This window comes from Mesorhizobium sp. P2_D5, assembly GCF_056404355.1.
In genome coordinates this window covers 1040384-1062206 of record NZ_JBFUEE010000002.1, presented here as the reverse complement: position 1 = coordinate 1062206, position 21823 = coordinate 1040384, and the positions used below count along the sequence as shown (strand labels likewise).

General features: G+C 62.7%; 22 protein-coding genes. 3 read left to right on the top strand and 19 right to left on the bottom strand.

The genetic code is table 11. From position 1 onward, the window contains the following. Positions 1-32: 32 nt before the first annotated feature. Positions 33-788 (top strand): SDR family oxidoreductase, encoded by a 756-nt coding sequence (locus AC1DYW_RS11785; RefSeq protein WP_457153771.1) that lies wholly within the window; start codon positions 33-35, stop codon positions 786-788. A 56-nt stretch (positions 789-844) separates the two neighbouring features. Here the strand turns inward: AC1DYW_RS11785 and AC1DYW_RS11780 are convergent, their stop codons facing one another. Beyond that, the gene (locus AC1DYW_RS11780) at positions 845-1735 is read right to left on the bottom strand and encodes a fatty acid desaturase family protein (RefSeq protein WP_457153775.1); all 891 of its coding nucleotides are present in this window, start codon (positions 1733-1735) and stop codon (positions 845-847) included. 113 nt (positions 1736-1848) lie between these two features. On the opposite strand from AC1DYW_RS11780, the gene AC1DYW_RS11775 reads away from it, so the two are divergent. Then, complete coding sequence (locus AC1DYW_RS11775) at positions 1849-2781, top strand: LysR substrate-binding domain-containing protein (RefSeq protein ID WP_457153772.1); 933 nt, start codon at positions 1849-1851, stop codon at positions 2779-2781. A 10-nt stretch (positions 2782-2791) separates the two neighbouring features. Here AC1DYW_RS11775 and AC1DYW_RS11770 read toward each other — a convergent pair whose 3' ends face one another. The 10 genes from AC1DYW_RS11770 to AC1DYW_RS11725 form a co-directional block, all read right to left on the bottom strand. Beyond that, the gene (locus AC1DYW_RS11770; protein ID WP_477226251.1) at positions 2792-3064 is read right to left on the bottom strand and encodes a DUF3303 domain-containing protein; all 273 of its coding nucleotides are present in this window, start codon (positions 3062-3064) and stop codon (positions 2792-2794) included. Positions 3065-3081: 17 nt separating this feature from the next. Continuing rightward, positions 3082-4545, bottom strand: coding sequence for a RimK family protein (locus AC1DYW_RS11765; RefSeq protein WP_477226250.1), 1464 nt, complete (start codon positions 4543-4545; stop codon positions 3082-3084). Continuing rightward, entirely contained in the window at positions 4542-5648 is a 1107-nt protein-coding gene (locus AC1DYW_RS11760; RefSeq protein WP_477226249.1) for a peptidase C39 family protein, read from the bottom strand. Before AC1DYW_RS11760 ends, AC1DYW_RS11765 begins: the two co-directional genes overlap by 4 nt. Positions 5649-5854: 206 nt before the next feature. Beyond that, positions 5855-6646, bottom strand: a complete 792-nt coding sequence (locus AC1DYW_RS11755) for an anti-sigma factor family protein (protein WP_457153972.1) — start codon at positions 6644-6646, stop codon at positions 5855-5857. Then, complete coding sequence (locus AC1DYW_RS11750; RefSeq protein ID WP_457153973.1) at positions 6643-7161, bottom strand: sigma-70 family RNA polymerase sigma factor; 519 nt, start codon at positions 7159-7161, stop codon at positions 6643-6645. Before AC1DYW_RS11750 ends, AC1DYW_RS11755 begins: the two co-directional genes overlap by 4 nt. Before the next feature lie 161 nt (positions 7162-7322). Next, positions 7323-10091: a DUF2339 domain-containing protein gene (locus tag AC1DYW_RS11745; protein ID WP_477226248.1), complete on the bottom strand. Its 2769-nt coding sequence runs from the start codon at positions 10089-10091 to the stop codon at positions 7323-7325. 82 nt (positions 10092-10173) lie between these two features. After that, entirely contained in the window at positions 10174-10692 is a 519-nt protein-coding gene (locus AC1DYW_RS11740) for a PaaI family thioesterase (RefSeq protein WP_477226247.1), read from the bottom strand. Further along, positions 10689-11450 carry a DNA repair protein RecO gene (gene recO, locus AC1DYW_RS11735; RefSeq protein ID WP_477226246.1) on the bottom strand — a complete coding sequence of 254 codons (762 nt, stop codon included), beginning with the start codon at positions 11448-11450 and terminating at the stop codon, positions 10689-10691. The genes AC1DYW_RS11740 and recO overlap by 4 nt, the downstream gene beginning before the upstream one ends. 138 nt (positions 11451-11588) lie before the next feature. Next, positions 11589-12758, bottom strand: a complete 1170-nt coding sequence (locus tag AC1DYW_RS11730) for a porin (RefSeq protein WP_095086569.1) — start codon at positions 12756-12758, stop codon at positions 11589-11591. 305 nt (positions 12759-13063) lie between these two features. Continuing rightward, positions 13064-13492, bottom strand: a complete 429-nt coding sequence (locus tag AC1DYW_RS11725; protein WP_477226245.1) for a hypothetical protein — start codon at positions 13490-13492, stop codon at positions 13064-13066. Positions 13493-13553: 61 nt separating this feature from the next. Between AC1DYW_RS11725 and AC1DYW_RS11720 the strand changes: the two genes are divergently transcribed. Further along, the gene (locus tag AC1DYW_RS11720) at positions 13554-14357 is read left to right on the top strand and encodes a CPBP family intramembrane glutamic endopeptidase (RefSeq protein WP_477226244.1); all 804 of its coding nucleotides are present in this window, start codon (positions 13554-13556) and stop codon (positions 14355-14357) included. 159 nt (positions 14358-14516) lie between these two features. On the opposite strand, the gene era is transcribed toward AC1DYW_RS11720, so the two are convergent. The 8 genes from era to AC1DYW_RS11680 all read right to left on the bottom strand — a co-directional run bounded on the left by era (position 14517) and on the right by AC1DYW_RS11680 (position 21776). Further along, the gene (era, locus tag AC1DYW_RS11715) at positions 14517-15449 is read right to left on the bottom strand and encodes a GTPase Era (RefSeq protein WP_379026024.1); all 933 of its coding nucleotides are present in this window, start codon (positions 15447-15449) and stop codon (positions 14517-14519) included. Between the two features lie 170 nt (positions 15450-15619). After that, positions 15620-16366 carry a ribonuclease III gene (rnc, locus tag AC1DYW_RS11710; RefSeq protein ID WP_477226439.1) on the bottom strand — a complete coding sequence of 249 codons (747 nt, stop codon included), beginning with the start codon at positions 16364-16366 and terminating at the stop codon, positions 15620-15622. Continuing rightward, a complete protein-coding gene (lepB, locus tag AC1DYW_RS11705; protein WP_477226243.1) occupies positions 16366-17115 on the bottom strand; it encodes a signal peptidase I in 750 nt (249 codons plus the stop codon). The genes rnc and lepB overlap by 1 nt, the downstream gene beginning before the upstream one ends. Before the next feature lie 77 nt (positions 17116-17192). Continuing rightward, on the bottom strand, positions 17193-17606 hold the full coding sequence (gene acpS / locus AC1DYW_RS11700; RefSeq protein WP_095086581.1) for a holo-ACP synthase: 414 nt from the start codon (positions 17604-17606) through the stop codon (positions 17193-17195). Next, positions 17603-18202 (bottom strand): DUF2062 domain-containing protein, encoded by a 600-nt coding sequence (locus AC1DYW_RS11695; protein ID WP_477226242.1) that lies wholly within the window; start codon positions 18200-18202, stop codon positions 17603-17605. The genes acpS and AC1DYW_RS11695 overlap by 4 nt, the downstream gene beginning before the upstream one ends. A 252-nt stretch (positions 18203-18454) precedes the next feature. Then, positions 18455-18856, bottom strand: coding sequence for a VOC family protein (locus tag AC1DYW_RS11690; protein ID WP_477226241.1), 402 nt, complete (start codon positions 18854-18856; stop codon positions 18455-18457). A gap of 46 nt (positions 18857-18902) precedes the next feature. After that, positions 18903-19481 (bottom strand): orotate phosphoribosyltransferase, encoded by a 579-nt coding sequence (pyrE, locus tag AC1DYW_RS11685; protein WP_095086590.1) that lies wholly within the window; start codon positions 19479-19481, stop codon positions 18903-18905. Positions 19482-19547: 66 nt separating this feature from the next. Beyond that, positions 19548-21776: a RelA/SpoT family protein gene (locus AC1DYW_RS11680; protein WP_095086593.1), complete on the bottom strand. Its 2229-nt coding sequence runs from the start codon at positions 21774-21776 to the stop codon at positions 19548-19550. Positions 21777-21823: the final 47 nt, after the last annotated feature.

Genomic DNA, 21823 nt, shown 5'->3' with positions numbered 1-21823 from the left:
TGTCTCTGTCACCGACAACAGGAGTGACGAAAATGACACGGAAACTCGAAGGAAAGATCGCCGTGGTTACCGGCGGCAGCAGCGGCATCGGCCTTGGCATCGCCAAGCGCTTCGCCTCTGAAGGCGCCCATGTCTACATCACCGGACGGCGCCAGGCCGAGATCGACAAGGCCGTCACGGCAATCGGGAAGAACGCCACCGGCATCCAGGCCGACTCGACCAGTTTCGCCGATCTCGACCGACTCTATTCCAAAGTGAAAGCGCAAAGCGGCCGGATCGACGTGCTCTCGGTCAATGCTGGCGGCGGTTCCATGCTGCCGCTCGGGCAGATCAGCGAACAGCACTATGATGAAACATTCGACCGCAACGTCAAAGCCGTGCTGTTCACCGTGCAGAAGGCGCTTGGATTGCTGGTGGACGGTGCATCGGTGATCCTGACTGGTTCGACCACCGGCTCAACTGGCGCGGCGGCGTTCAGCGTCTATGGCGCGTCGAAGGCGGCCCTGCGCAATTTTGCCCGCAGCTGGATTCTCGACCTGAAGGAGCGGCAAATCCGCGTCAACATTCTCAGTCCCGGTCCGACCCGTACAACGGGTCTCGCCGAGCTTGCCGGACCTGAGGCCGAACACCAGAAGGGTTTGCTCGATTTCCTTGCCAACCAGGTGCCAATGGGCCGGCTCGGCGATCCCGATGAGATCGGCAAGGCGGCCGTGTTCCTGGCCTCGGACGATTCCAGCTTTGTCACCGGCGCCGAGCTGTTCGTCGACGGCGGTATTGCGCAAATCTAGCCGTCGTACCGGTCGCGTCTTCAAGCAGGGCGCGACCGGTATGCAACCGCGCAGCATCAGCGCAATGTCTCGATGTATTTTTCGTGGAAGCTGACATAGCCCGGTTCGACAATCTTCAGATGCCGCTCGATCAGCGCATGAAACTCCGGCAATTGATGAAACGGCACGCCGGGATAGGCATGATGCTCGGCATGGAACGGCATGTTCCACGCCAGCTTGCGCACCAGCCAATTGGTCAGCGTGGTCCTGGTGTTCTCCAACATGTTGGCGACGAATGGACAACGGCCATGCTCGGCCAAGAGATAGAGGCGCAGAAATGGCTGCCCGAGCAAGGCCGGCACGATCCAGACGTAGAGGAGCACCGTAAGCCGGAAATAGACGGCCAGCAGAATGACCCCGGTATAGAAGGCAAGCATGGCTTGCGCCTCGACGCGCACCTTGGCGTAGCCTTTTGGCGGCACATAGCCTTCCCGGCCGCGGCCCTTCGCATTGCCACAAAGCGTCTTGAGGTGCCCCCACCACACCGGGATGCCGGAGACATGGACGAGGTATTGCCTCCATGTCTCCGGTTTGGGGAAAGCCAGTTCCGGATCATTGTCCGGGTCCTGGGTGTATCGATGGTGGGCGAAATGGAAATAGCGGAACCAGTCCGCAGGCAGCCCGATCGCCAGGCTGCACACCCGCGCCACGGCATCGTTCAGCCACTGCGTTTCGAAGGCCGTGCGATGCACCGTCTCGTGCAGCAGCGTGAACAGGAAGACGATCAGGATGCCTTGCGGCAGCATCAGCAGCGGCCAGAACGGGACCTTGGCGGCGATCAGCGATCCGATGATGATGATCGCACCCCAATGAGCACCAAGTTGGACAAGGCCCGCGACGTCTGATTTGGCGGTCAGGCGATTGCGCTCTTGCTGCGTCAACGATGCGATTACGTCGCGATGGTCCACTGGCGTCATCCGGAGTTCGAAAATGTCGACGCCCATATCGTATTCAACAAGAAAGCTTTCTGAAAACGATGAATTATGCGATTTAGATAAGGTCAACTTATCTATCGGGCAGCATGATCGCTTTTCCATCCTTGCGCGGACTCCAGGCTTTCGAAGCGGCGGCGCGTTCCGGCAGCTTTGCCGCGGCAGCCCAGGAGCTGTCCATCTCGGCTGCCGCGGTCAGCCAGCTGATCCGGACCATCGAGGACCAGATGGGCCGCAAGCTGTTCAACCGGGTCAACCGCCGCGTCGTCCTCACCGACGCCGGCAGGGAAATACTGCCTCGGCTGACAACGGCATTCGGTGAGATCGGCAGCGTGTCACGCGAACTGGGCGGCGCCGAGTTCCGCTCCCGGCTCGTCGTGTCAGTCCCGCCATCCATGGCGATGGGCTGGTTGTCGTCGCGTCTGGCGGGCTTTGTCGCGGCCCACGGCGCTGTCGACATATCGCTCAGAGGCGAAGACGACCCGGTATCGTTCGACCGCGACCTGATCGACATCCGCCTTTCCTATGGCCGTTCGCACTATCGCGACCAGGCAACGGAAGACATCGCCAGGGATGCCGTCTACCCCGTTTGCGCCCCTGATCTCGTTGCGACGAACAGATATCTGGACGGTACCGCCCTCACCGGTCTGCCGCTGATCCACACCGACTGGGGCCCAACGGGCGCGTCGTTCCCGTCCTGGCGCAACTGGTTCGAAGCGATGGGCATCGAGCCTGGCCGGGCAGCGCAACGCGGCCTTTCGGCGAATTCGTCACGGGCCGCCCTTGATCTTGCCATTTCCGGCCTTGGCGTGGCGCTGGCGCAAGGGGTCTACTGTGCCGAAGCGCTGGAAGACGGCCGGCTGGTCAGGCCGCTGGCCCAGGCGCTGGAGCTGCGCCAGCCTTATTGCCTGACAATCCCGGAACGCAGCGCGAGACGCGATGTGGTGGCGGCATTTCGCCAGTGGCTGATCGAGGAATGTGTGCGCACGGTCAAATCGCCGGCGCTGACCGAGGGCCGTTGACTGCCGCCTCTCAGAGGTGCCCGCTCAATGCCTCCACTATGTCCTTGTTCGTCGCCACGGGAACGATCTCGAACTCCACCAGATCGGCCCATTCGATGACCCAGCGCTGCAGCAGCGTGACGTCATCAGCCTCCACCAGCAGGAAGCAGCGGCTCATATCCGCCGCGATCCAGCTATGGTGCACGAGCAACTCGTCCGGCTTCAGGCGGCCGCGATCGCTGAAGCGACGGTAGATATCCTTGCGATCGCAACCGCGAAAGTCCTCGATCACGACGAACAGCATATCCACCCCCGATCAAATTAGCGCCCCGGCCGGTCCAGCCGCTCCAGGAACCACTGCGTCAGCCGCACCCAGACCTCGTCCTTTTCGCCGGAATCTTCCCAGCCATGGTCGAGGTTCGGATTGTCGTTGACCTCGATGACGAAGACGCCATCTTTGGTTTCCTTGAGGTCGACGCCATAGAGCCCGTCACCGATGCAGCGCGCCGCCTTCACCGCCGTCTCGACGACATGCGCCGGGGTTTCCTTCAGCGTGAAGGTCTTGATGCCGCCCTGGTCGGGTTTGCCGTTGGCCTTGTGGTTGACGATCTGCCAGTGCTTCTTGGCCATCAGATAGTGGACGGCAAACAGGGGCTGGCCGCCGAGCACGCCGACACGCCAGTCATATTCGGTCGGAATGAACTTCTGCGCGATCAGAAGATCGGAATCCTCCAGCCATTCCGTGGCGAGCGTCTTCAACTCCTCGAAGTCAGCGCATTTCTTGACGCCGCGCGAGAACGACGAATCGGGGATCTTCAACACCAGCGGAAAGCCGAGCGTCTGCGCCGCCAGTTCGAGATCCGAGCTGCCGGCGATCATCACCGTCGGCGGCACCGGCACCTTGTTGTAGGCCATCAGCTCGTTGAGATAGACCTTGTTGGTGCAGCGGATCATCGACAGTGGATCGTCGATCACCGGCATGCCTTCCTGCTGGGCACGGCGGGCGAAACGATAGGTGTGGTTGGAGATCGAGGTGGTCTCGCGGATGAACAGCGCGTCGTAGTTGGCGAGCTTGGCGAGGTCCCGCTTGGTGATCGGCTCGATTTCGACGCCCATCTTTTCGGCGATCTTGGCCCAGTAGCGCAGCGACGAGATCTCCGACGGAGGCAATTCCTCATGCGGATCGACCAGCGTGGCGAAGGTGTAGCGCGCCGGCGTGCGGCCCTTGGTGTCGCGCCACTCGCGGTTGGTGTAGGTCTCCAGGCACTGGATGAAGCTTTTTTCTTCATCCTCGGTCATCCGCGCCAGCGGATGGAAGCCGATCTTGCGGATCGAAGCCCATTCGGCGCTGTCCTTGATGTGGACTTCGAGTGCCGGTGCGCGGAACCAGTCGAACAACAGCTTGGCGAACCGGTCCCAGATTTTCGACGGGCCGATGCCGAAGAAGATGCAGACCTTGGTTGGAAAGGCGCCGCCGAGATCCTTGCGACATTTGTTGAGTGCCAGTTCCAGTTCGGGCAACGCATGTTCGTAGAGCTTGCGCTCCGACAGGTCGATCATCGTCTCGACGGTCGGAATGACCTTGTGGCCGCGCGAGCCCGCCAGCAGCGAGGCGTAGTAGCCGCGGCTCTGGTAGCCGTAATTGTTCGACAGGTTGATGACCTTCGGCCGCTGGCCGCGAAACAGCGACGGATGCGCAAGATAGTCACGGTTGGTGATGATCTTGTGCGGTGTCGCCACCTGGTCGAGATCGCTCTGCCGGCCGGTAAGGATGACCCAGGTCATTGTCTGTCGCGCTTTCCCAGAGTGATGGCGGCACGCAGTCCGTCGCGGCCGAACTGCGCCATGTTCATGAAGATGCCGTACGGCACGGGAATGTTGGCGGCATCAAGGATGGTCTCCTGTCTTTCGTCCTCGACCCATGGATCGTGGATCAGGATATGGTCGCCGTCATCGCCGATCGCCAGCACCCAGTGCGGCACCTTCTTGCCGAACATAAGGAAACCGCTGATCAGCACCAGCACCAGTTTTCCCTCCGCGATCGCGGCGCGAATGTCGTCGATGGTGAATGGACGGTAATTCACCGGGATGCCGTAAAGTTCCGCGCGGCGGCGAAAGTCGACCTGGGCCAGTTCCATCACCCGGCGCTTGTCCTCGCTGCGCACCGACTGCAGGAACAGCGCGCCGTAGAACGAAACATAGATCTCCGCCGCGAGCCCGCTTTCGTAGCCCGAGACAGCGAGGCCGAACGGTTCGCAGCCACCGGGTCCCGACATCATGAAGACAGTCGTCGCCTCGCGCCACAGTCGGATTTCCATGACCGGATCCGGCACGAAGCCGCGATCGAAATTGGCCATCGCCATCATCAGGCAGCATGGGCCGCAAGTGAATTCGCAGGTCTGCTGGTAGAACGGCACCTTGGTGGCGATCGGAATGTCACCGCGCAAGGTCTTTTCATAGCGAAGCGCTGTCTCGCCGTCCTCGTAGTAGCCGGATTCGCGGCCGATCTTGCGATAGCCGGCCTGCTCATAGATGCGGATGGCCCGGCTGTTGTCTTCGCGCACCTCGAGACGCAGCATCATACGGCCGTGCTCGAAGGCGGCCTCTTCCGCTGATCCGAGCAGCATGCGGCCAACACCCAGTCCCCCGAAGAAGGGACCGGTGGCGATCGAGTAGAGACGTGCCACGCCGCTGCCCTTGCGAAACAGCACGATCGCATAGCCGGCCACGCGGCCATCGATTTCAGCGACCAGCGTCTCGGCGGTTTCGCGCTCGATGAACAGGCGGAAGGAGCGGCGGGAAATACGGTCGCTTTGGAAAACAGCTTTCTCGATGGCGGCGAGATCATCGACGTCAGACGCGCGGGCCGTACGGATCTCGGCAGGCATGCGGGTTGAGAAAACCTCGATTGGTGGTGGGAAATGCCCTACTGGAAAACGTTCAAGACATCAGCCGAAATACTGATGACCACAAAGCGCTATCGCACCTCGAATAGGGCCGAATTGTGACAGATTCGGCGGCAACCTGGCGATGCAAAACGCTTTGAACAGGATCACTATTTATGGACTGGCGTCGCCATCAAGGCGGCGCCTTTTCAACTGGCCAGGCCAGCCAGAAGTTGGCCATAGGCGCTCTTTGCCACGACGGCCAATTGCTCGCTTGGCAGCGAACCGACGACGGCGCAGCCATAGCCCTTGTCCAGCCAGTAGACGGCCTGGGGACCGTCTTGCGCCGATGCATAGGTGCCCTTGGCATTCTGCGCCGATTGCGCCGTGACGAAGAGAGATATGCGCTCGCCCTTGTCGTCCTCGTAGAGCAGCATCGCGGCCTTGCTTTCTCCGGCCGGCAACAACCGGCCGCCGACCAGCTGGAAACCGTTCGCGGTCAGGTCCGGTGCCACCAGCTTCAACCCGACACGGTTGGACAGCCAGGTCTGGAGATGATCCTTGTCGCTGGCCGGCACCTCGACCGCATGCCGCTTTTCGGCGGCGAAGACGACGTGGGCCGCGATTGCCTGTTCGGCCAGTTGATCTTCGGCCGGATTCTCCTGTCCGATGCGGTCGATGCCGGCAAGGTAGCCGCCAAGCCCGCCGGCGACCACAAGAACGGCCGCCGCGGCGGCAAGCCACCAGCGCGAGCGCGAGGCCGCAGCCTTGACCGGCGTCTCGCCGAACACGACCTTGCGCAACCGCACTGGGACGGGTTCGTCCAGCACGCCGGCGAAGGCGGCGCGCAATGCCGTGCGATCGGCGGTGAAACGGGCGCTCCTGGCCTTCATCTCGGGATTGGCGTCGAGCCAGGCATCATAGGCGGCGCGCTCGTCAGCCGGCAGCTCGCCATCGATCGCCATGTGGATGTCACGTTCGGAGAAGTCGCGGCGGATCATTTCTCGACGATCCTTATTGCGCGACGGCGCGCCGTGTCGTCCAGCAGCCCGCGCAATTCCTCACGCCCGCGCGCAATGCGCGACATCAGCGTGCCTGCGGGGACGCCCAGAATGTTGGCGGCTTCGGCATAGGAAAACCCTTCGATGGCGACCATGACAAGAGCCGCACGGCGGTCGGGGCTGATTGCCTGCAATGCGTCGATGATCTCGCGCGAAGCGATGCTCTCCACCTGCTCGGCAGGCTGGGCCACCGCCTCGCCTGCTTCCAGCGGAAGCATCGTCGCCTCGCCGCGTCGGTTCACCTTGCGCATCTGGTCGATGAACAAATGATGCATGATCGTAAACAGCCACCTCCTGGGGCTTTCTCCCGTCTGCCAGTTGTCGAGCCGGACAAGCGCCCGCTCGAGACAATCCTGAACGAGATCGTCGGCAGCATCGCGGTCGCGCACAAGCGAGCGTGCGTAGCGGCGCAGTCGCGGTATTTCGCCAAGGATTGCTGCCTTCTTTTCGTGCATGACCGCTGGTTCTGGGTCGCCCTTGTTGATCCGATATTGAACGCGCCTTCTCGGCGCGGCGCAAGCGGCCAGCGCGAAGCGGTCCGCCGCCCCGGTCACCCAAGCAATGAGATAACGAGATGACGGGCCGTTTTATTCCCGGCTAAATTGAGTTCCTGTCGTCACTGCTCTCCGACCGATATTTTCTCTCTTGCCGCCCGCGTCAGCAGGCGCTGGTAGAACAGGCCGATGCCGATCAGCACGGCGCCAAGGCCGATGAAGGACAACGCCCGCAACACGCCTTCCAGCTCCGACATGTCGAAGACAAAGACCTTCAGCACTGCGACCGAGATCAGCACGGCCGAGGCAATGCGCAGCACCTGCGATTTCAGCCAGACGCCGGCGGTGAGCAACGCCACGCCGATCACCAACCACAGCGCCGAATAGGTGTAGGTTTCCAGCTGGCCGAGGCCGCTCCACAGGCCAATGAACTCGCCCTTGAACAGACGCCGCACCGACAGGGTGGCGTAGGCGAAGGCAAGCACGGCCGCCACCAGCGCCAGCATCTGCGCATACCATTTCGGCCGCTTGTCCCTGGCATAGAGCGCCAGTCCGCCGGCAGCGATGGCCGGCAGGAGATAGGCGAGGAACAACAGGTTGAAGACCGGGATCTGGCCTGTCGATTCGTCGGTGAACAACGGGTTCAGCACCACGAAATGCCGGATGACGATGAAGGCCACCGAAACCACGCCCGCCGCCATCGAGCCATAGCGCAGCACAGAGCTTGGCGAGCGCATGTCGATGGCGACAAGGATGGCGCCGGCGCCAATGGCGATCAGCGTGTAGATCGCCTGCTCGGCGAGCGTCATCGCACCCGTGTCGATGACGCCGCCATGCATGGCGTGGCGCACCAGCATGGCGAGCGTGAGCAGCGCAAACAGTGCCGCCGCCGCTTCCATGGCGAGGCGTGGGCGGCCGTTGGTGGTGCGGGCAAGCTGCCAGGCGGCGAAACCGAAGGCGAGCGCCGGCACGCCGTAGCCCGGCAGCAGCCAGTTGAAGACCGGCGTCGTCGACAGGAACTCTGCGCCGACAATGGTCGGGTCAAAGGCGACGCGGCCAAGCACGGCAATCACCGCGCCAACCGAAATCCAGCCGAGCACCGGATAGGAACGCCAGCGCGTCGCCAGCGTCGGCACGATCGCCGCTGCGCCGAGCAGGATGGTGGTCCAGCCGGAATTGAACGCCATATGCAGCATCAGGAGGCCGGCGACGGCCGCACCGCCCAGGGCAAACGACACCGCCACGCCGCCGGTGAGAGGCGGCTCTTCGCTGCGTGCGATCCACTCGCTGCCGGCCGTGAAAACCACGACCAGCAGTGCTGCGGCGGCGGCGTAGACAAAGTCGCGATCGAGATTGCCGAAGGTGAACCAGAGCGCCAGCAGGACGAGCAGCGGCACGATGACGCCCCACGCCGCCCATGAGGCCGCGCGGATCTGTGTCGCGGCGGCGAACCTGCGGGCGGCCCAGAAGCCGGCGCCTATGAAGACCAGGCCAAGCGCGATGCCGATACGCAATGTCAGCGCGTTGGACGTGGCCACCGGCAAGCCATCGACGCCCAGAGCGCCGGCCGAGAAGTCGGAGGCGATCGAAGTCGGCGGGATGATGCCGAGATAGATCATCACCGTCACCAGTCCTGCGGCATAGAGGAGCGGCAGCGCCAGTGGGCGATAAAGCGCGACGGCCACCATTGCGGCGATCAGCACGGCGCCCGGCAAGGCATCGCCGGCTGCGGCGAAGACCGGGTCGACTGACAGGCCGAGCGCCGAGAATGCGACGAAGAGGCCAGGCACGATGGACGGCCAGTCGAAAGCCCTGGCTGGTCCGGCCTCGTCGCCACGACGGCCGAGCCAGACAAACGCAAGTACCGCCAGCGTGACGGCGTCGATGAACAGGATGGTGGAGAGGTTCGCGCCCGGCGCATCGGTCATGTAGAGGATGGTCCAGACACCGGTGCCGAAAAAGGCGGCCGCCATCAGCAACGTCCAGTCGCGCATGCGGGCGATGACGCCGGTGGCGGCAAGCACGATCGCGAGATAGCCGAACAGCGCCCAGGGATTGGGCGCCTGCGAGGCAACCAGCATCGGCGTCACCATGGCGCCGACGAGGCCAATGCCGGCCAGCGCCTGACCATGGACCAGGGCTGCCGCAATGGTCGCCACGCCAATGGCGCCGAGCAGCGTGAAGGCGAGCGCCGGGCCGATGAAGCCGTAAATGCCATGGGCGGCATAGACGGTGCCGAACAGGATGAAGGCACCGGCCGCTGTCAGGATCGCTGGAATATAGGCGCCGGCAACGCCTTGCACCGGCACCTTGAAGCCGGTGCGGCGGATGAACTCGCCGCCGGCGACCAGCACCAGGCCGAGAACAGCGGCCATGGTCAGCCGCACGCCGGGGCCGAAAATGCCGGCCTCGATGGTGTAGCGGATCAGGAACAGGCCACCCAGCGCCAGCGCGATGCCGCCGACCCAGACCGCCCAGCGGGTGCCGAGTGCCGTTTCGACATCCGACTGGCGGGCGGCTTTCGCTGCCGCGGCCGGCTCGGCAGGTTCTGCTGCCTTCGGCGCCGCATCACTTGGCGCCCATGGCCCGGACACGGCCTCGCCGGTTGGAACTTCCGCCTCGGCAACCGGTGCCTGCGCAGCGACCGCCTCGCTCACCGCCGGCAGGACGATATCGGCCGCGGCCGCAACGGCCGGAGCCACATCGGCGGGCGGCGCGCTGTCGGCGGTTGCCTGTTCGGACGGCTTGGCCGCCAGCGGCGCGGCGCCCGAAAGGACAAAGCTGCGCAGCGCGCCAAGCTCGCGCTCGATCAGGCCGATGCGGTTCTGCTGGCGCGAAATGATGACGAACAAGGCGATGATGGCGACAAGGCCGATCAGGCTTTCAAACATGGCGGTTCCCCCAAACCGGGCCAGTTTTCACTGACGTGCAGTCTCACTGACATTCAAATGCGGCGGCCAAACGGCCTGAAAGTCAACGCGCCGCCAGATTGGCCGCGGGAAAGATCGAGCATGTTTCGGTGCCAAAAGCCAGCAGCTTGCCGCCGGCATCCTTCAGCGTCGCTTCCGACACCGCCAGAGTACGCCCCTTGTGGACGACCTTGCCCTCGCAGATCACCTCGCCGGTCTTCGGTGTAATGGGCCGCGTCAAATTCACCTTGAACTCCGCGGTCGTATAGGCCTCACCCTTTTCGAGCAGCGTCTGCACGGCGCAACCCAATGCCGAATCGAGCAGCGTCGCCGCCCAGCCGCCATGCACGCTGCCCAGCGGGTTGAGGTGGCGCTCGTTGGGCACGCCACGGAACACCGCACGTCCTTCCGACACTTCGGTCAGCGCGAAGTTGAGCTGGAAGGAGATCGGCGGCGCCGGATACTTGCCGTCGATGATACGCTGCAGCAGGTCCAGGCCGGTGTATTCCAGGATGTCGGCATGCGGAATCGTGCCGAGGCCGAGCGCTGAGACCCAGCCCGGATACAATTCGACCTCGCTCATGCTGCGTTCTCTCCGGCTATGGTCTTGCTGCGCGCGTGGTGTTTGCGCAGTGCGGCAAGGAAGCCGGCGCGGGCGTCCGGCGGTTCGATGCCGCGTGGCTCATAGACGTGGCGGGTGAAGAAGAAGCCGGTCAGCCGGAAGGCGTCGTCGACCGCCGCCGGATCGCCACGCTGGCCTGAGCCGCGCTGCAGGAAGGCCGGCAGCGCCAGCATCTTGTCGCGCCAAGGCGCACCGGCTTCACGAGACACGGCGCGTCCGGATTTGGGTGAGACATAGGCCAGGTCCTGCCGCGTGCCGGTGGCGGCGCATTGACTGAGATCGAGGCCAAAGCCGAGTTCGTCCAGCACCAGAAGCTCGAAGCGCGCCACCAGTTCACCGGCAGCGTCGGCATCGTCGAGATGAACGATCATCACGGCAAGCGTTTCGTAGAGACCTTCATGAGCGTCGCGCTCGGGTAACAGGCGCAGATGCGCGGCCATGGTCTGCAGACCATAGACGGCCACCGCGCTGTCCATCAGCCGGGCGGCGTTCATCTCGATCGCCTCGGCCTGGAACGTGCCGAGATGCTCGTCAAGCCGCGCCCGCCACAACAGGTCGACGCGATTGCCGGGTTGGAGGACGGGCTGCTGTTTGCGCGAGCGGCCGCCACGCACCAGGCCGAGATGACGGCCATGCGCGCGTGTCATCACCTCGAGAATGGCGCTGGTTTCGCCATGCTTGCGGGTGCCGAGAATGATTCCCTCGTCGCGCCATTCCATTTCCAGAGCTTTTCACCGGTTGGATGGCGAAATCAAGGTATTGAGTTTGGCTCAACTGACAGATCGGTACAGCACAGTGCACAAAAAACCGCCCGCAGCGATAACGCTGCGGGCGGTTGGGTGAGATCAATCGATCCGTTAGAACGAGCGCTGGAAGCGGAGAATGCCGCCGACGCTGCTCTTCTTGTTGGCCTTGGTCCAGTTGCTGAAGTCGGCGTCGTCGAACTTTCCAGCATTGAGGTAATCGACTTCGGCCGTGACCGTAAAGCCGGGCACAACAGTGTAGGCAACGTTGGCGGCGACGCCGAGGTTCTTCCAGTCGTCATAAGAGATCTGGGCGTTGAACGCGGTCTTGTCGTTGAACTTGTAGGTACCACCGCCCCAGACTGCCCAGTTGCCGCCCCACTGCTTGTAGAAGCCGCGACCTTTGGCATTGATGGCGTTGGTCGGATCGTTGAGGTTATCGTCCGTGCCGTAACCGCCGATGATGAACAGCGACAGTTCCTTGGTGACATTCACGTCCAAACGAACCTTGCCGGCCACTTCCTCGTAGTTGCTGTCATAGGCGACGACGCCAGTGATCGCACCCCAGTCGCTCTTGTACTTCAAGCCGCCGACGACATGCGGAACATAGCTGTCGATGGTGCCGCCCTTGCCGGCGCCTTCTTCGAGAGAGACCAATCCCGTGAGGCCGTTGCCTGCGTCGAAGTAGTACTGAACGACGTTGCTCTCCTGCCCGCCATACGGAACCAGCGTATCCTGGATGACGTTGCCGGCATAGCCGATGAACGTATCGAAAGCCGTATCGTCCTTGCCGACGCGCAGGCCGCCGAGCTGAATCCAGGCGAAACGCAGCGAGGTAGACTTGTTGCGGCCTTGCCAGTCGTCCGCATTGGAGGCGGCCTGGTTGAGATAGTCGCCGCTGCTGTTGCCGTAGTTGAAGCGGGTCTCGGTGTAGGTCTTGAGGGTACCGAGCTCCGTCTCCTGACCGGTCCAGGTCTTCAGCGTGAAGCGGGTGTTCTTGTAGTAGGTCGAGTGCGTGTCGCCGGCGCTCTGGTGGTCCGGAACATGGTTGACGCCATCGAACGTGCCGGCATCGCCGACGCCGATGTCATAACGGACATAGCCGCCGATGCGCAGGCAGGTTTCGGTGCCCGGGATGTAGAAATAGCCGGCGCCGTAGACGTCGCAGATCTTGACGTATTCGGCCGGTTCCGGTTCGGCGACGACGACAGCGTCAGCCGCGCGCGCGCCGCTGACCGCGATCAGTGCCGCGGCTGAGCCGAGAAGGAGGCTCTTGATGTTCATTTTCTGACTCTCCAGTCATAGTTTTAAATGGCTTCGGATTTGTGGCTGGCGGCAATGTTTTCCCGCCTCACCCCCACAACGAAAAAGGCGCGCACCGCTCGCCCTTTTCCGCGGCGGACATACCCATCGACCTTCTGCCTTCAATGACGATTCTGGAAATAATCCCGTTTCCATCAACAGATTAATTCTGTGTTGCACAAATAACACTTACCGCATTTCCAGTTAGCACAATTGGCACAACGTCATATATTCAATATACTTTCAGATAATTTCGCGGCTAATTATTACTTTGAGGCATCAAATTTTTACAATTGCGCCCTGAACGCGAAATATGCGCCTGTTTTCGGCGAAAACCGGCTGGATACTTCTTCACCCACCGACCATCCGATGGCATCCGCCCGCCACTCGCGCTCTGGCGCTGCGCCGAAATGCAGGGCGACGCCTGTCCGGCCAGTTTTGCTTTTGCCGAGGCGATCGAACCCGCTGGAGCGCTGTCGCGTCGCTGAATTTGACGGCAGCCAACCGATGAAGACGATTCTGTGTGAGTTGGTCGCGCGCCAATGATGCGGATCGTCCCGTAGCGACAAGACAGCCGAGCGTGTCCGGCGGAAATATCGGAAATCTTTCAGAAACCGCTCGGGATTTTTGGCCGCGCCGGCGCCAATAGACACGGGTTGGCCGACCCGGTCGACACGGCCTGCCGAACAATTCGGCTGGCTCGTCTCCAGATGCATGTCGACCGATCGGGCAGCCCGGCGACCTCTCGTGACCAATCTGCCCGCCGAGAGGACCGACATGACTTCCGTCCCGAGCCTGGTGCGAAGGCATCAGCTGACCGCCTTCTTTTCGCTCGCGCTTGGCCTGACCTGGCTGGCGTTCATCCCATTCTGGCTGTCGAATGGCGACAGCATTCCCTGGTTCACCTTCGGTCCTATGGCCGCCGGCTTCATCGTCGCGGCCCTGTCCGGCGGCTGGGGTACGGTCAAGGCAATCCTCGCCTCGATGGTGAAATGGCGGGTTCACCCGTTGTGGTACCTGGTGGCATTCGGCCTGCCCTTCGGAACACAATTGATCTCGATCCTGATCAATCCGCTGTTTGGCTCGGCAGCACCGGCCTGGAGCAATATTCCGGCCCTCTCCGAGATGCTGCCGATCATAGCGCTGTACGCAGCCTTCAGCGGCCCGCTCGGGGAAGAGCCTGGCTGGCGCGGCTTTGCGACGTCACGTCTTCTCGCCAGCCATTCAGCACTGACCGGCAGCCTGATCCTCGGCGTGATCTGGGCGATCTGGCACTTCCCGCTCGGCCTGGTCGGCGACCTCAGCCTCTACAGCACGATCAACGTCGTGCTGGCCGGAATTGTGTTCACCTGGCTCTATCAGAACACCGGCAGCGTGCTGCTCGCCTTCATCATGCACGTGACGCACCAAAACAGCGTGCGCTTCCTCGGTAAGGTCTTCACCGGCGGCGACTATGTGCAGCAGCAGTGGATCGGCGTGGCCATCTGGGCGATCATCGCCGTCGCCATCGTCGCCTACTACGGCACCGAGAGCTTCGTTCGCCGGCCAAGGACGCTGCTTGCCGTGGCTGGCGCTGTCTAGGCGCGCAATGAGCGCGGTGTCCAAACCCGGCACCGCGCCATTTGTCGGCGGCGCGGATGCGTACTGCCGGCGCCCTGGGAGCAGCGGTAGCCCCGTCAACAGGGCGACATCAAGTCATCATCAGTGCATGGACGGCAAGCACTTCATCGATCCCCGGGATTAGCGCGGGAATTCGAGCCCCATCTCGCGATAGCGCTCGGGGTCGTCACCCCAGTTCTCGCGCACCTTGACGAACAGGAAGAGGTGCACTTTCTGTTCGAGGATGCCAGCGATCTCCATGCGAGCCGCCTGCCCGATGGCGCGGATGGTTTCGCCCTTGTGGCCGAGGACGATCTTCTTCTGGCTGTCGCGCTCGACATAGATGGTCTGGTCGATGCGCACCGAGCCGTCCGGCTTCTCTTCCCATTTCTCGGTCTCGATATGGGAGGAATAGGGCAGTTCCTGATGCAGCCGCAGATAAAGCTTTTCGCGGGTGATCTCGGCCGCCAGCTGGCGCATCGGCAGGTCCGAAATCTGATCTTCCGGATAATACCAGGGGCCGGCCGGCAGGGCTTCGGCGAGATAGTCGAGCAGGTCCTTGCAGCCGGAACCGGTCAGCGCCGAGACCATGAAGGTGCGCTTGAACGGCACTTTCTCGTTCGCTGCCGCCGACAGGGCCAGCAGCGCCTCATGCTTGACGCGATCGACCTTGTTGAGGATGAGCACCATCGGCTGGCGCACATCCTTCAGCCGCTCAAGGATGGCGTCGGCATCGCCCCTGATGCCGCGCTCGGCGTCGATCAAAAGCAGCACGATATCGGCATCCTTGGCGCCGCCCCAGGCGGTGGTCACCATTGCCGTGTCGAGCCGCCGCTTGGGTTTGAAGATACCGGGCGTGTCGACGAAGACGATCTGCGCATTGTCATGCGTGGCGATGCCGCGCACGATGGCCCGGGTCGTCTGCACCTTGTGGGTGACGATCGACACCTTGGCGCCGACCAGCTGGTTGACCAGTGTCGACTTCCCCGCATTTGGCGCGCCGATCAGCGCAACGAAACCGGAGTGTGTGGCGGCGACCTCCGTTGCCGGAGAGGTGTCTTCGGTGGCGGTCATGCCGCGCTCCCTTCATCAGAGCGGTTCATCGTTTCACGGAAACGCCGAACCGCTCTATCTCCTTGTTTTGACGCAATTCCCTGAGGGAGAGCGCTATACACTTTTCCCGGAATTGCTCCAGAGCGCGCGCGTCTACTTGGACGCACAAAGGACGCTCTAAAACTTTGACTCTACGCATCGTGCTTTCCAAAAATCGGCTCCGATTTTTGGCTCGATGCGCTGGCCCAGACGCCTTCACGCAAAAGAAATGCCGAAGCCGCCGCTTCTTCCGCTGCCCTGCGGGACCCGCCGGTGCCGGTGGAAGGCGCAAAGCCGCTGACCTGCAAGGACACCGTGAAGACCGGCTGGTGGTCGGGCCCTTCGCGCTTTTCGATCACATATTCGGGGCGCGCATCGCTGGTCTTGGCAATCCATTCCTGCAAATCGGATTTCGGATTGAGCGGCTTTGCCACAACCGTGCGCGAGCGCGGCTCCCAGTAGCGCAGGACGAAGCGCCGCGCGGCGTCGATCCCACCGTCAACATAGACCGCCGCTATCAGGGCTTCGACGGCATCCGCCAGATAGTTTCCGCCCGAGCCACGCGACCGCGTCTTCAAGGCCGCGTCGGCCCGAACCAGATCTTCCAACTGCATTTCGATGCCGATCTCGGAGCATGTTTTCGCATCGACCAGCGCATTGAAACGTGGCGCGATTTCACCTTCCGGCGCGTCGGGAAATTTTTCGAAAAGCATATCGGCGACCACAAGCCCAAGCACGCGGTCGCCAAGGAATTCGAGACGCTGATTGTTGCTTGCCGCCTTGACCGCACTGGAGTGCGTTAATGCGGTCTCGAGCAAGCGGAGATCCTTGAAGACATGGCCGGTCTTGGCCTTCACCAAACCGGCCAGTGTTTCGCCTGTCGGGCGCTTCAAAGCCATCAATTGACGAAGTGGAACAGGCGCGAAGCGCGCATCAGCGTCGGCCATTTCCAGATTTCGAGCGGGCTCGCCTTGCCGGCGATCGAGAAGAAAACAAGATTGGCGCGGCCAACCAGATTTTCCGCCGGGACGAAGCCGACGGTGAAGCGGCTGTCCGAGGAATTGTCACGGTTGTCGCCCATCATGAAATAGTGGCCGGGCGGCACGGTCCATTCGCGGGTGTTGTCGCCGATCGAATTGGGCGAGATGTCCAGCGTGTCGTAGCTGACGCCGTTGGGCAGCGTTTCCCGGTAGACGTCGATCGGCCGAGGCTCTTCGGTGATGTCGGGATTGTCGATCTGGCCGGTTTTCACACGCGGCACGCCGACGTCGTTGATGAACAGCTGGCCGTCCTTGACCTGGATCTTGTCGCCGGGCAGGCCGACCACGCGCTTGATGTAGTCGACGGACGGATCAGGTGGGAACTTGAACACCACCACGTCGCCGCGCTTCGGCTCGGAGCCCCAGATGCGGCCCGAAAAGATGTCGGGCCCGAAAGGCAGCGAGTAACGGGAATAGCCGTAGGACCATTTGGTGACGAACAGATAGTCGCCTTCCAGAAGCGTCGGGCGCATCGATCCCGACGGGATCGAAAAAGGCTGAAACAACAGCGTGCGGATGACCAGGGCGAGCAAAAGCGCCTGCACGATGACGCTGACGGTCTCGCCAAGGCCGCCGGATTTCTTCTCAGATTTATCAACCACGCTCATGTCGTCCTCGATTGTGCGTTGGATGGTATAGAGTCTCGGCGCGCGCTGGGCAACGTCGTGCCGGTCGTCAGATGCAATCAATGTGGCGCTTCTTCGACGGGCAACGCTTCGATGATCACAAAGGCTTGAGCGAGCGGGAAATCATCGGTGATGGTGAGGTGGATTGCCGCCCGATGGCCCTTAGGCAGGATTTTGTCCAGCCGCGCCTGTGCCCCTCCCGTCAGCGCCATGGTCGGCGCGCCGCTGGGCAGGTTGACGACACCCATGTCGCGCCAGAACACGCCCTGCGCCAGACCCGTGCCCAGCGCCTTGGCGCAGGCTTCCTTGGCGGCGAAGCGCTTGGCGTAGGACGCAGCACGCGCGCGGCGGTTCTCGGAGCGGGCCTGCTCGAGGTCGGTGTAGATTCGCTGGATGAAGCGCTGGCCGTGACGCTCAAGCGACTTTTCGATGCGTCTGATATCGATCAGGTCACTGCCGATGCCGATGATCATCGTGCGGCGGAACCAATGCTTCCGCCGGGATGAGACGATTGCCCATGCCGGCTTGCGCGCTCGGCGAGGCGCTTGCGTCGCTGCTCGCGGAAAGCGTTCATACCCCAGCGCGTGACGCCATAGAACAAGAGGCCGAACACCAGCCCGAGCGGGATCGCGCCGATCAGCATCGGCTCGAGCACGGGCTTCCACAATTGCGCGAAGGAAAGCCTGTGCAGCATCTCGCCCAGATGCGCCGGTGGGCCATGCGCAGGCAGGCGGTCATGCAGGATCAGCTTTCCGGTTTCCCAGGAGGCGCCCCACAGCAGCGGAAAGGTCAGCGGGTTGCCGAAGAAAACCGCCGCAAGGGCCGCCGCCACCAGATTGCCGGCGATCACCCAGCACAGGATGGCGGCAATGGCGAAATGAAAGCCCACGGGAAAAAACGAGGCGAAGACGCCGGCGGCGACACCGGCCGCCACGGCGTGCGGTGTGGCCTTCAGCCGCAGGATGCGCTTGGAGAAATACTGAAGCGAGCGCGAAAACGAGCGGCGCGGCCACAAATAGGTACGCACCCGCTCGATAAGGCCATCAGGCTTGCGGCGTCGAAAAAGCACTCTGTACCCGTTTCACAGCTCCCGCGCCGGCACTTTCAGCCGGGCGCAACAGCACTATCTTGCGCTTGACGATCCCCCGATGGCAATCGCCACGTTGATATAGCGACGCGCTGGCAGGAGAACAACCAACGCCGCCTGCTTGGCGTGCGCTTGTTGCCGCCCTTGCGGGATGGCATTCCTCGCATCGAACATTGGACAATCGCGGCGAATTTAAGGAACCGGCATTTGTCGTATGGCTGAAAGGCGCGGCGGCTACGGCAAATATTCGCTGACCTCGACCAGATTGCCGTCCGGGTCGCGGAAATAGACCGACATCATCGGACCACGAGCCCCGACGCGTTCGACCGGTCCGAGTTCCACCACCACCCCATTGGCCGCGAGACGGGTGCTGACTTCGCCCAGCGGCCGGTCGGTGACCAGGCAGAAGTCGCCCGAGCCGGGCGTCGGCGCCTTCGCCTTCGGCTCGAAGGTGCGGCCCACCTCGTGCACATTGATCTTCTGGGTGCCGAAAGCCAGCGCTGTCGGCCGGCCGGGCGCATCGATGCGTTCAAAACCCAGCACGCGCTGATAAAAGGCGCAGGTCACGTCCAGCGAAGCGACCGTCAGCACGAAATGATCGATGCCTGCGATCATCGCCAATTTGTTTTCATGCATGTCGTTAACCCAAAACCGCTGCACACTTTTGGGCGGCACGCATGGGTCAAATATTGCGGCTGCCGGGCTTGACCGCCGGTATGGCGGCCAGCTCCGGCGGCAGCCGGTCGGCCGGATAGGCCGGAACCTCATATTCGGCGAGCGCGATCAACGGCACGCCGACATGGGTCTTGCCGGCCGAACGGTCGATGATGCAGGCGGCGGCAACCACCTCAGCGCCAAGCTCGCGCAGGCACTCGATGGTTTCGCGGATCGACAGGCCGGTGGTGACGATATCCTCGACGATGACGACGCGCGCACCGCTGGCGATCTCGAAGCGGCGCAGGCGAAACTCGCCCCCTTCCCGCTCGACCCAGATCGCCGGCACGCCGAGATGACGCGAGGTCTCGTAGGCAGGGATCAGCCCGCCGATCGCCGGACCGACGACGTAGTCGATCTTGCCCGGCACGCCAGCGCGGATCTTTTCGGCCAGCGCCTTGCACAGCCGCTCGGTCTTGTCGGCATGCATGAACACGCGCGCCTTCTGCAGGAAGACCGGGCTTCTCAGGCCCGAGGTCAAAATGAAATGCCCTTCGAGAACAGCACCCGCTTCGCGGAAAATCCCAAGCACTTCATCGGTGTTCATTTCTGCCTCATCTTGATTGACCACGATCTTGTCCGAAAACCGGTCCCCACTTTTCGGGATCATGGTCTAGCCGTTGACGCGCCTTGCGTCGCTGACGCTCGAATTGTCCTTGAGCTGCGACAGCAGCCGGTTGAGGTGCTTCAGATCCCAAACTTCGAGATCGATCAGCATTTCCGTGAAATCGGGCGCGGTGCGCACCATCGACAGCGTGTGGATGTTGGCGTCGTTCGACGCAACGACCTGGGCGATATCGGCGAGCGAACCCGGCGCGTTGATGGCGGTGACCGAGACGCGCGCCGGAAACCGTTCCTTGGTGCGCTCGTCAATGTCCCAGCGCACGTCGATCCAGCGCTCGGGCTGGTCGTCGAAGGCCTGCAGCGCCGGCGACTGGATCGGATAGATGGTGATGCCGGTGCCGGGCTGGACGATGCCGACGATGCGGTCGCCAGGCACCGCCCCTTCCGGCGCAAAGCGCACCGGCAGGTCGCCACGCACACCGCGGATCGGCACGGCGCCATCGCGCGGCTGGTCCTTGTCCTTGCGCGCCGCGCGGCCCGGAATCTGGAACAGCATGCCGGCGGCGTTGCGGATTTTCGACCAGCCCTCCTCGCGCTGCTTGGGCGCGGCGGTGGTGACACGCTCGTCCTTGTAGTCGGGGAATACCGCCTTCATGACATCGGTGGAGGCGAGCTCGCCACGGCCGACCGAGGCCAGCACGTCCTCGATATCCTTGCGCGCCAGCCGGTGCAGCACCTGCTTCAGGCTCTCCTTGGTGAAGGTCTTGCCGGCGCGCTCGAAGGCGCGTTCCAGGATGCGAATGCCGAGACCCGAATACTGCTTGCGGATGGCATTCTTGGTGGCGCGGCGGATGGCCGAGCGCGCCTTGCCGGTGACGACGACCGATTCCCAGGCCGCCGGCGGCACCTGCGCCTTGGAGCGGATGATCTCGACCTCGTCGCCGTTCTTCAGTTCCGTCATCAGCGGCATGATGCGGCCGTTGACCTTGGCGCCGACGCAGGTGTCGCCGACATCGGTGTGCACGGCATAGGCGAAATCGATAGGCGTAGCACCTCGCGGCAGCGCAATCAGCATGCCTTTCGGCGTGAAGCAGAACACCTGGTCCTGGAACAGTTCCAACTTGGTGTTTTCGAGGAAGTCTTCCGGATTGTCACCCTCGGCAAGCTGCTCGATGGTGCGCCGCAGCCAGGCATAGGCGTTGGTCTCCTTCGAGATCGCATGGGCGGCGCCGTTGGTCTTGCCGCCAGTGTCCTTGTAGATCGAATGCGCTGCGACGCCGTATTCGGCGATCTTGTTCATCTCGCGGGTCCGGATCTGCAGCTCGACGCGCTGACGTGAGGGTCCGACGATGGTGGTGTGGATCGACCGATAGTCGTTCTGCTTCGGCGTCGAGATGTAATCCTTGAAGCGGCCTGGCACCATCGACCAGGCGGTGTGGATGGCCCCGAGCGCGCGATAACAATCCTCGACCGTATCGACGACGACACGGAAGCCGAAGATGTCGGACAGCTGCTCGAAGGACAGCGCCTTGGCCTCCATCTTGCGGAACACCGACCACGGCTTCTTCTGACGGCTTTTCACGCTGGCCTTGATCGCATGCTTTTCGAACAGCGCGGACAGCGCCTTCTCGATCTCGGACAGCACATCCTTGTTGCGCTCGAATATCTCGGCGAGCCGGGCAGTGACGGCGCGATAGGCTTCCGGATTGATATAGCGGAAAGCGATCTCCTCCAGCTCCTCGCGCATGCCTTGCATGCCCATGCGCCCGGCGAGCGGCGCATAGATGTCCATCGTCTCCTCGGCGATGCGCAGGCGCTTGGCCTCCGGCATATGGTCGAGGGTGCGCATGTTGTGCAAACGGTCGGCGAGCTTGACCAGAAGGACGCGGACATCCTCCGAAATCGCCAGCAGAAGCTTACGCAGGTTTTCCGCCTGCTCGGCCTTCTTCGACACGAGATCGAGTTTCTTGAGCTTGGTCAGCCCCTCGACCAGCTTGCCCATTTCGGGCCCGAACAGCTCATCGATTTCGGCCCGGGTCGCCGTGGTGTCCTCTATGGTGTCGTGCAGCAGGGCGACCGCGATCGTCGCCTCGTCCATGTGCATTTCGGTGAGGATGGCGGCGACTTCGAGCGGGTGCGAGAAATAGGGGTCGCCGGAAGCGCGCTTCTGGTGGCCATGCTTCTGCATGGCATAGACATAGGCCTTGTTGAGCAATGCCTCGTTGACGTCAGGCTTGTAGCGCTGGACGCGCTCGACAAGCTCATACTGACGCATCATGGGCGGGATCTCGCAGCGGTGAAATGAATCATGCGCCGCACTGCTGT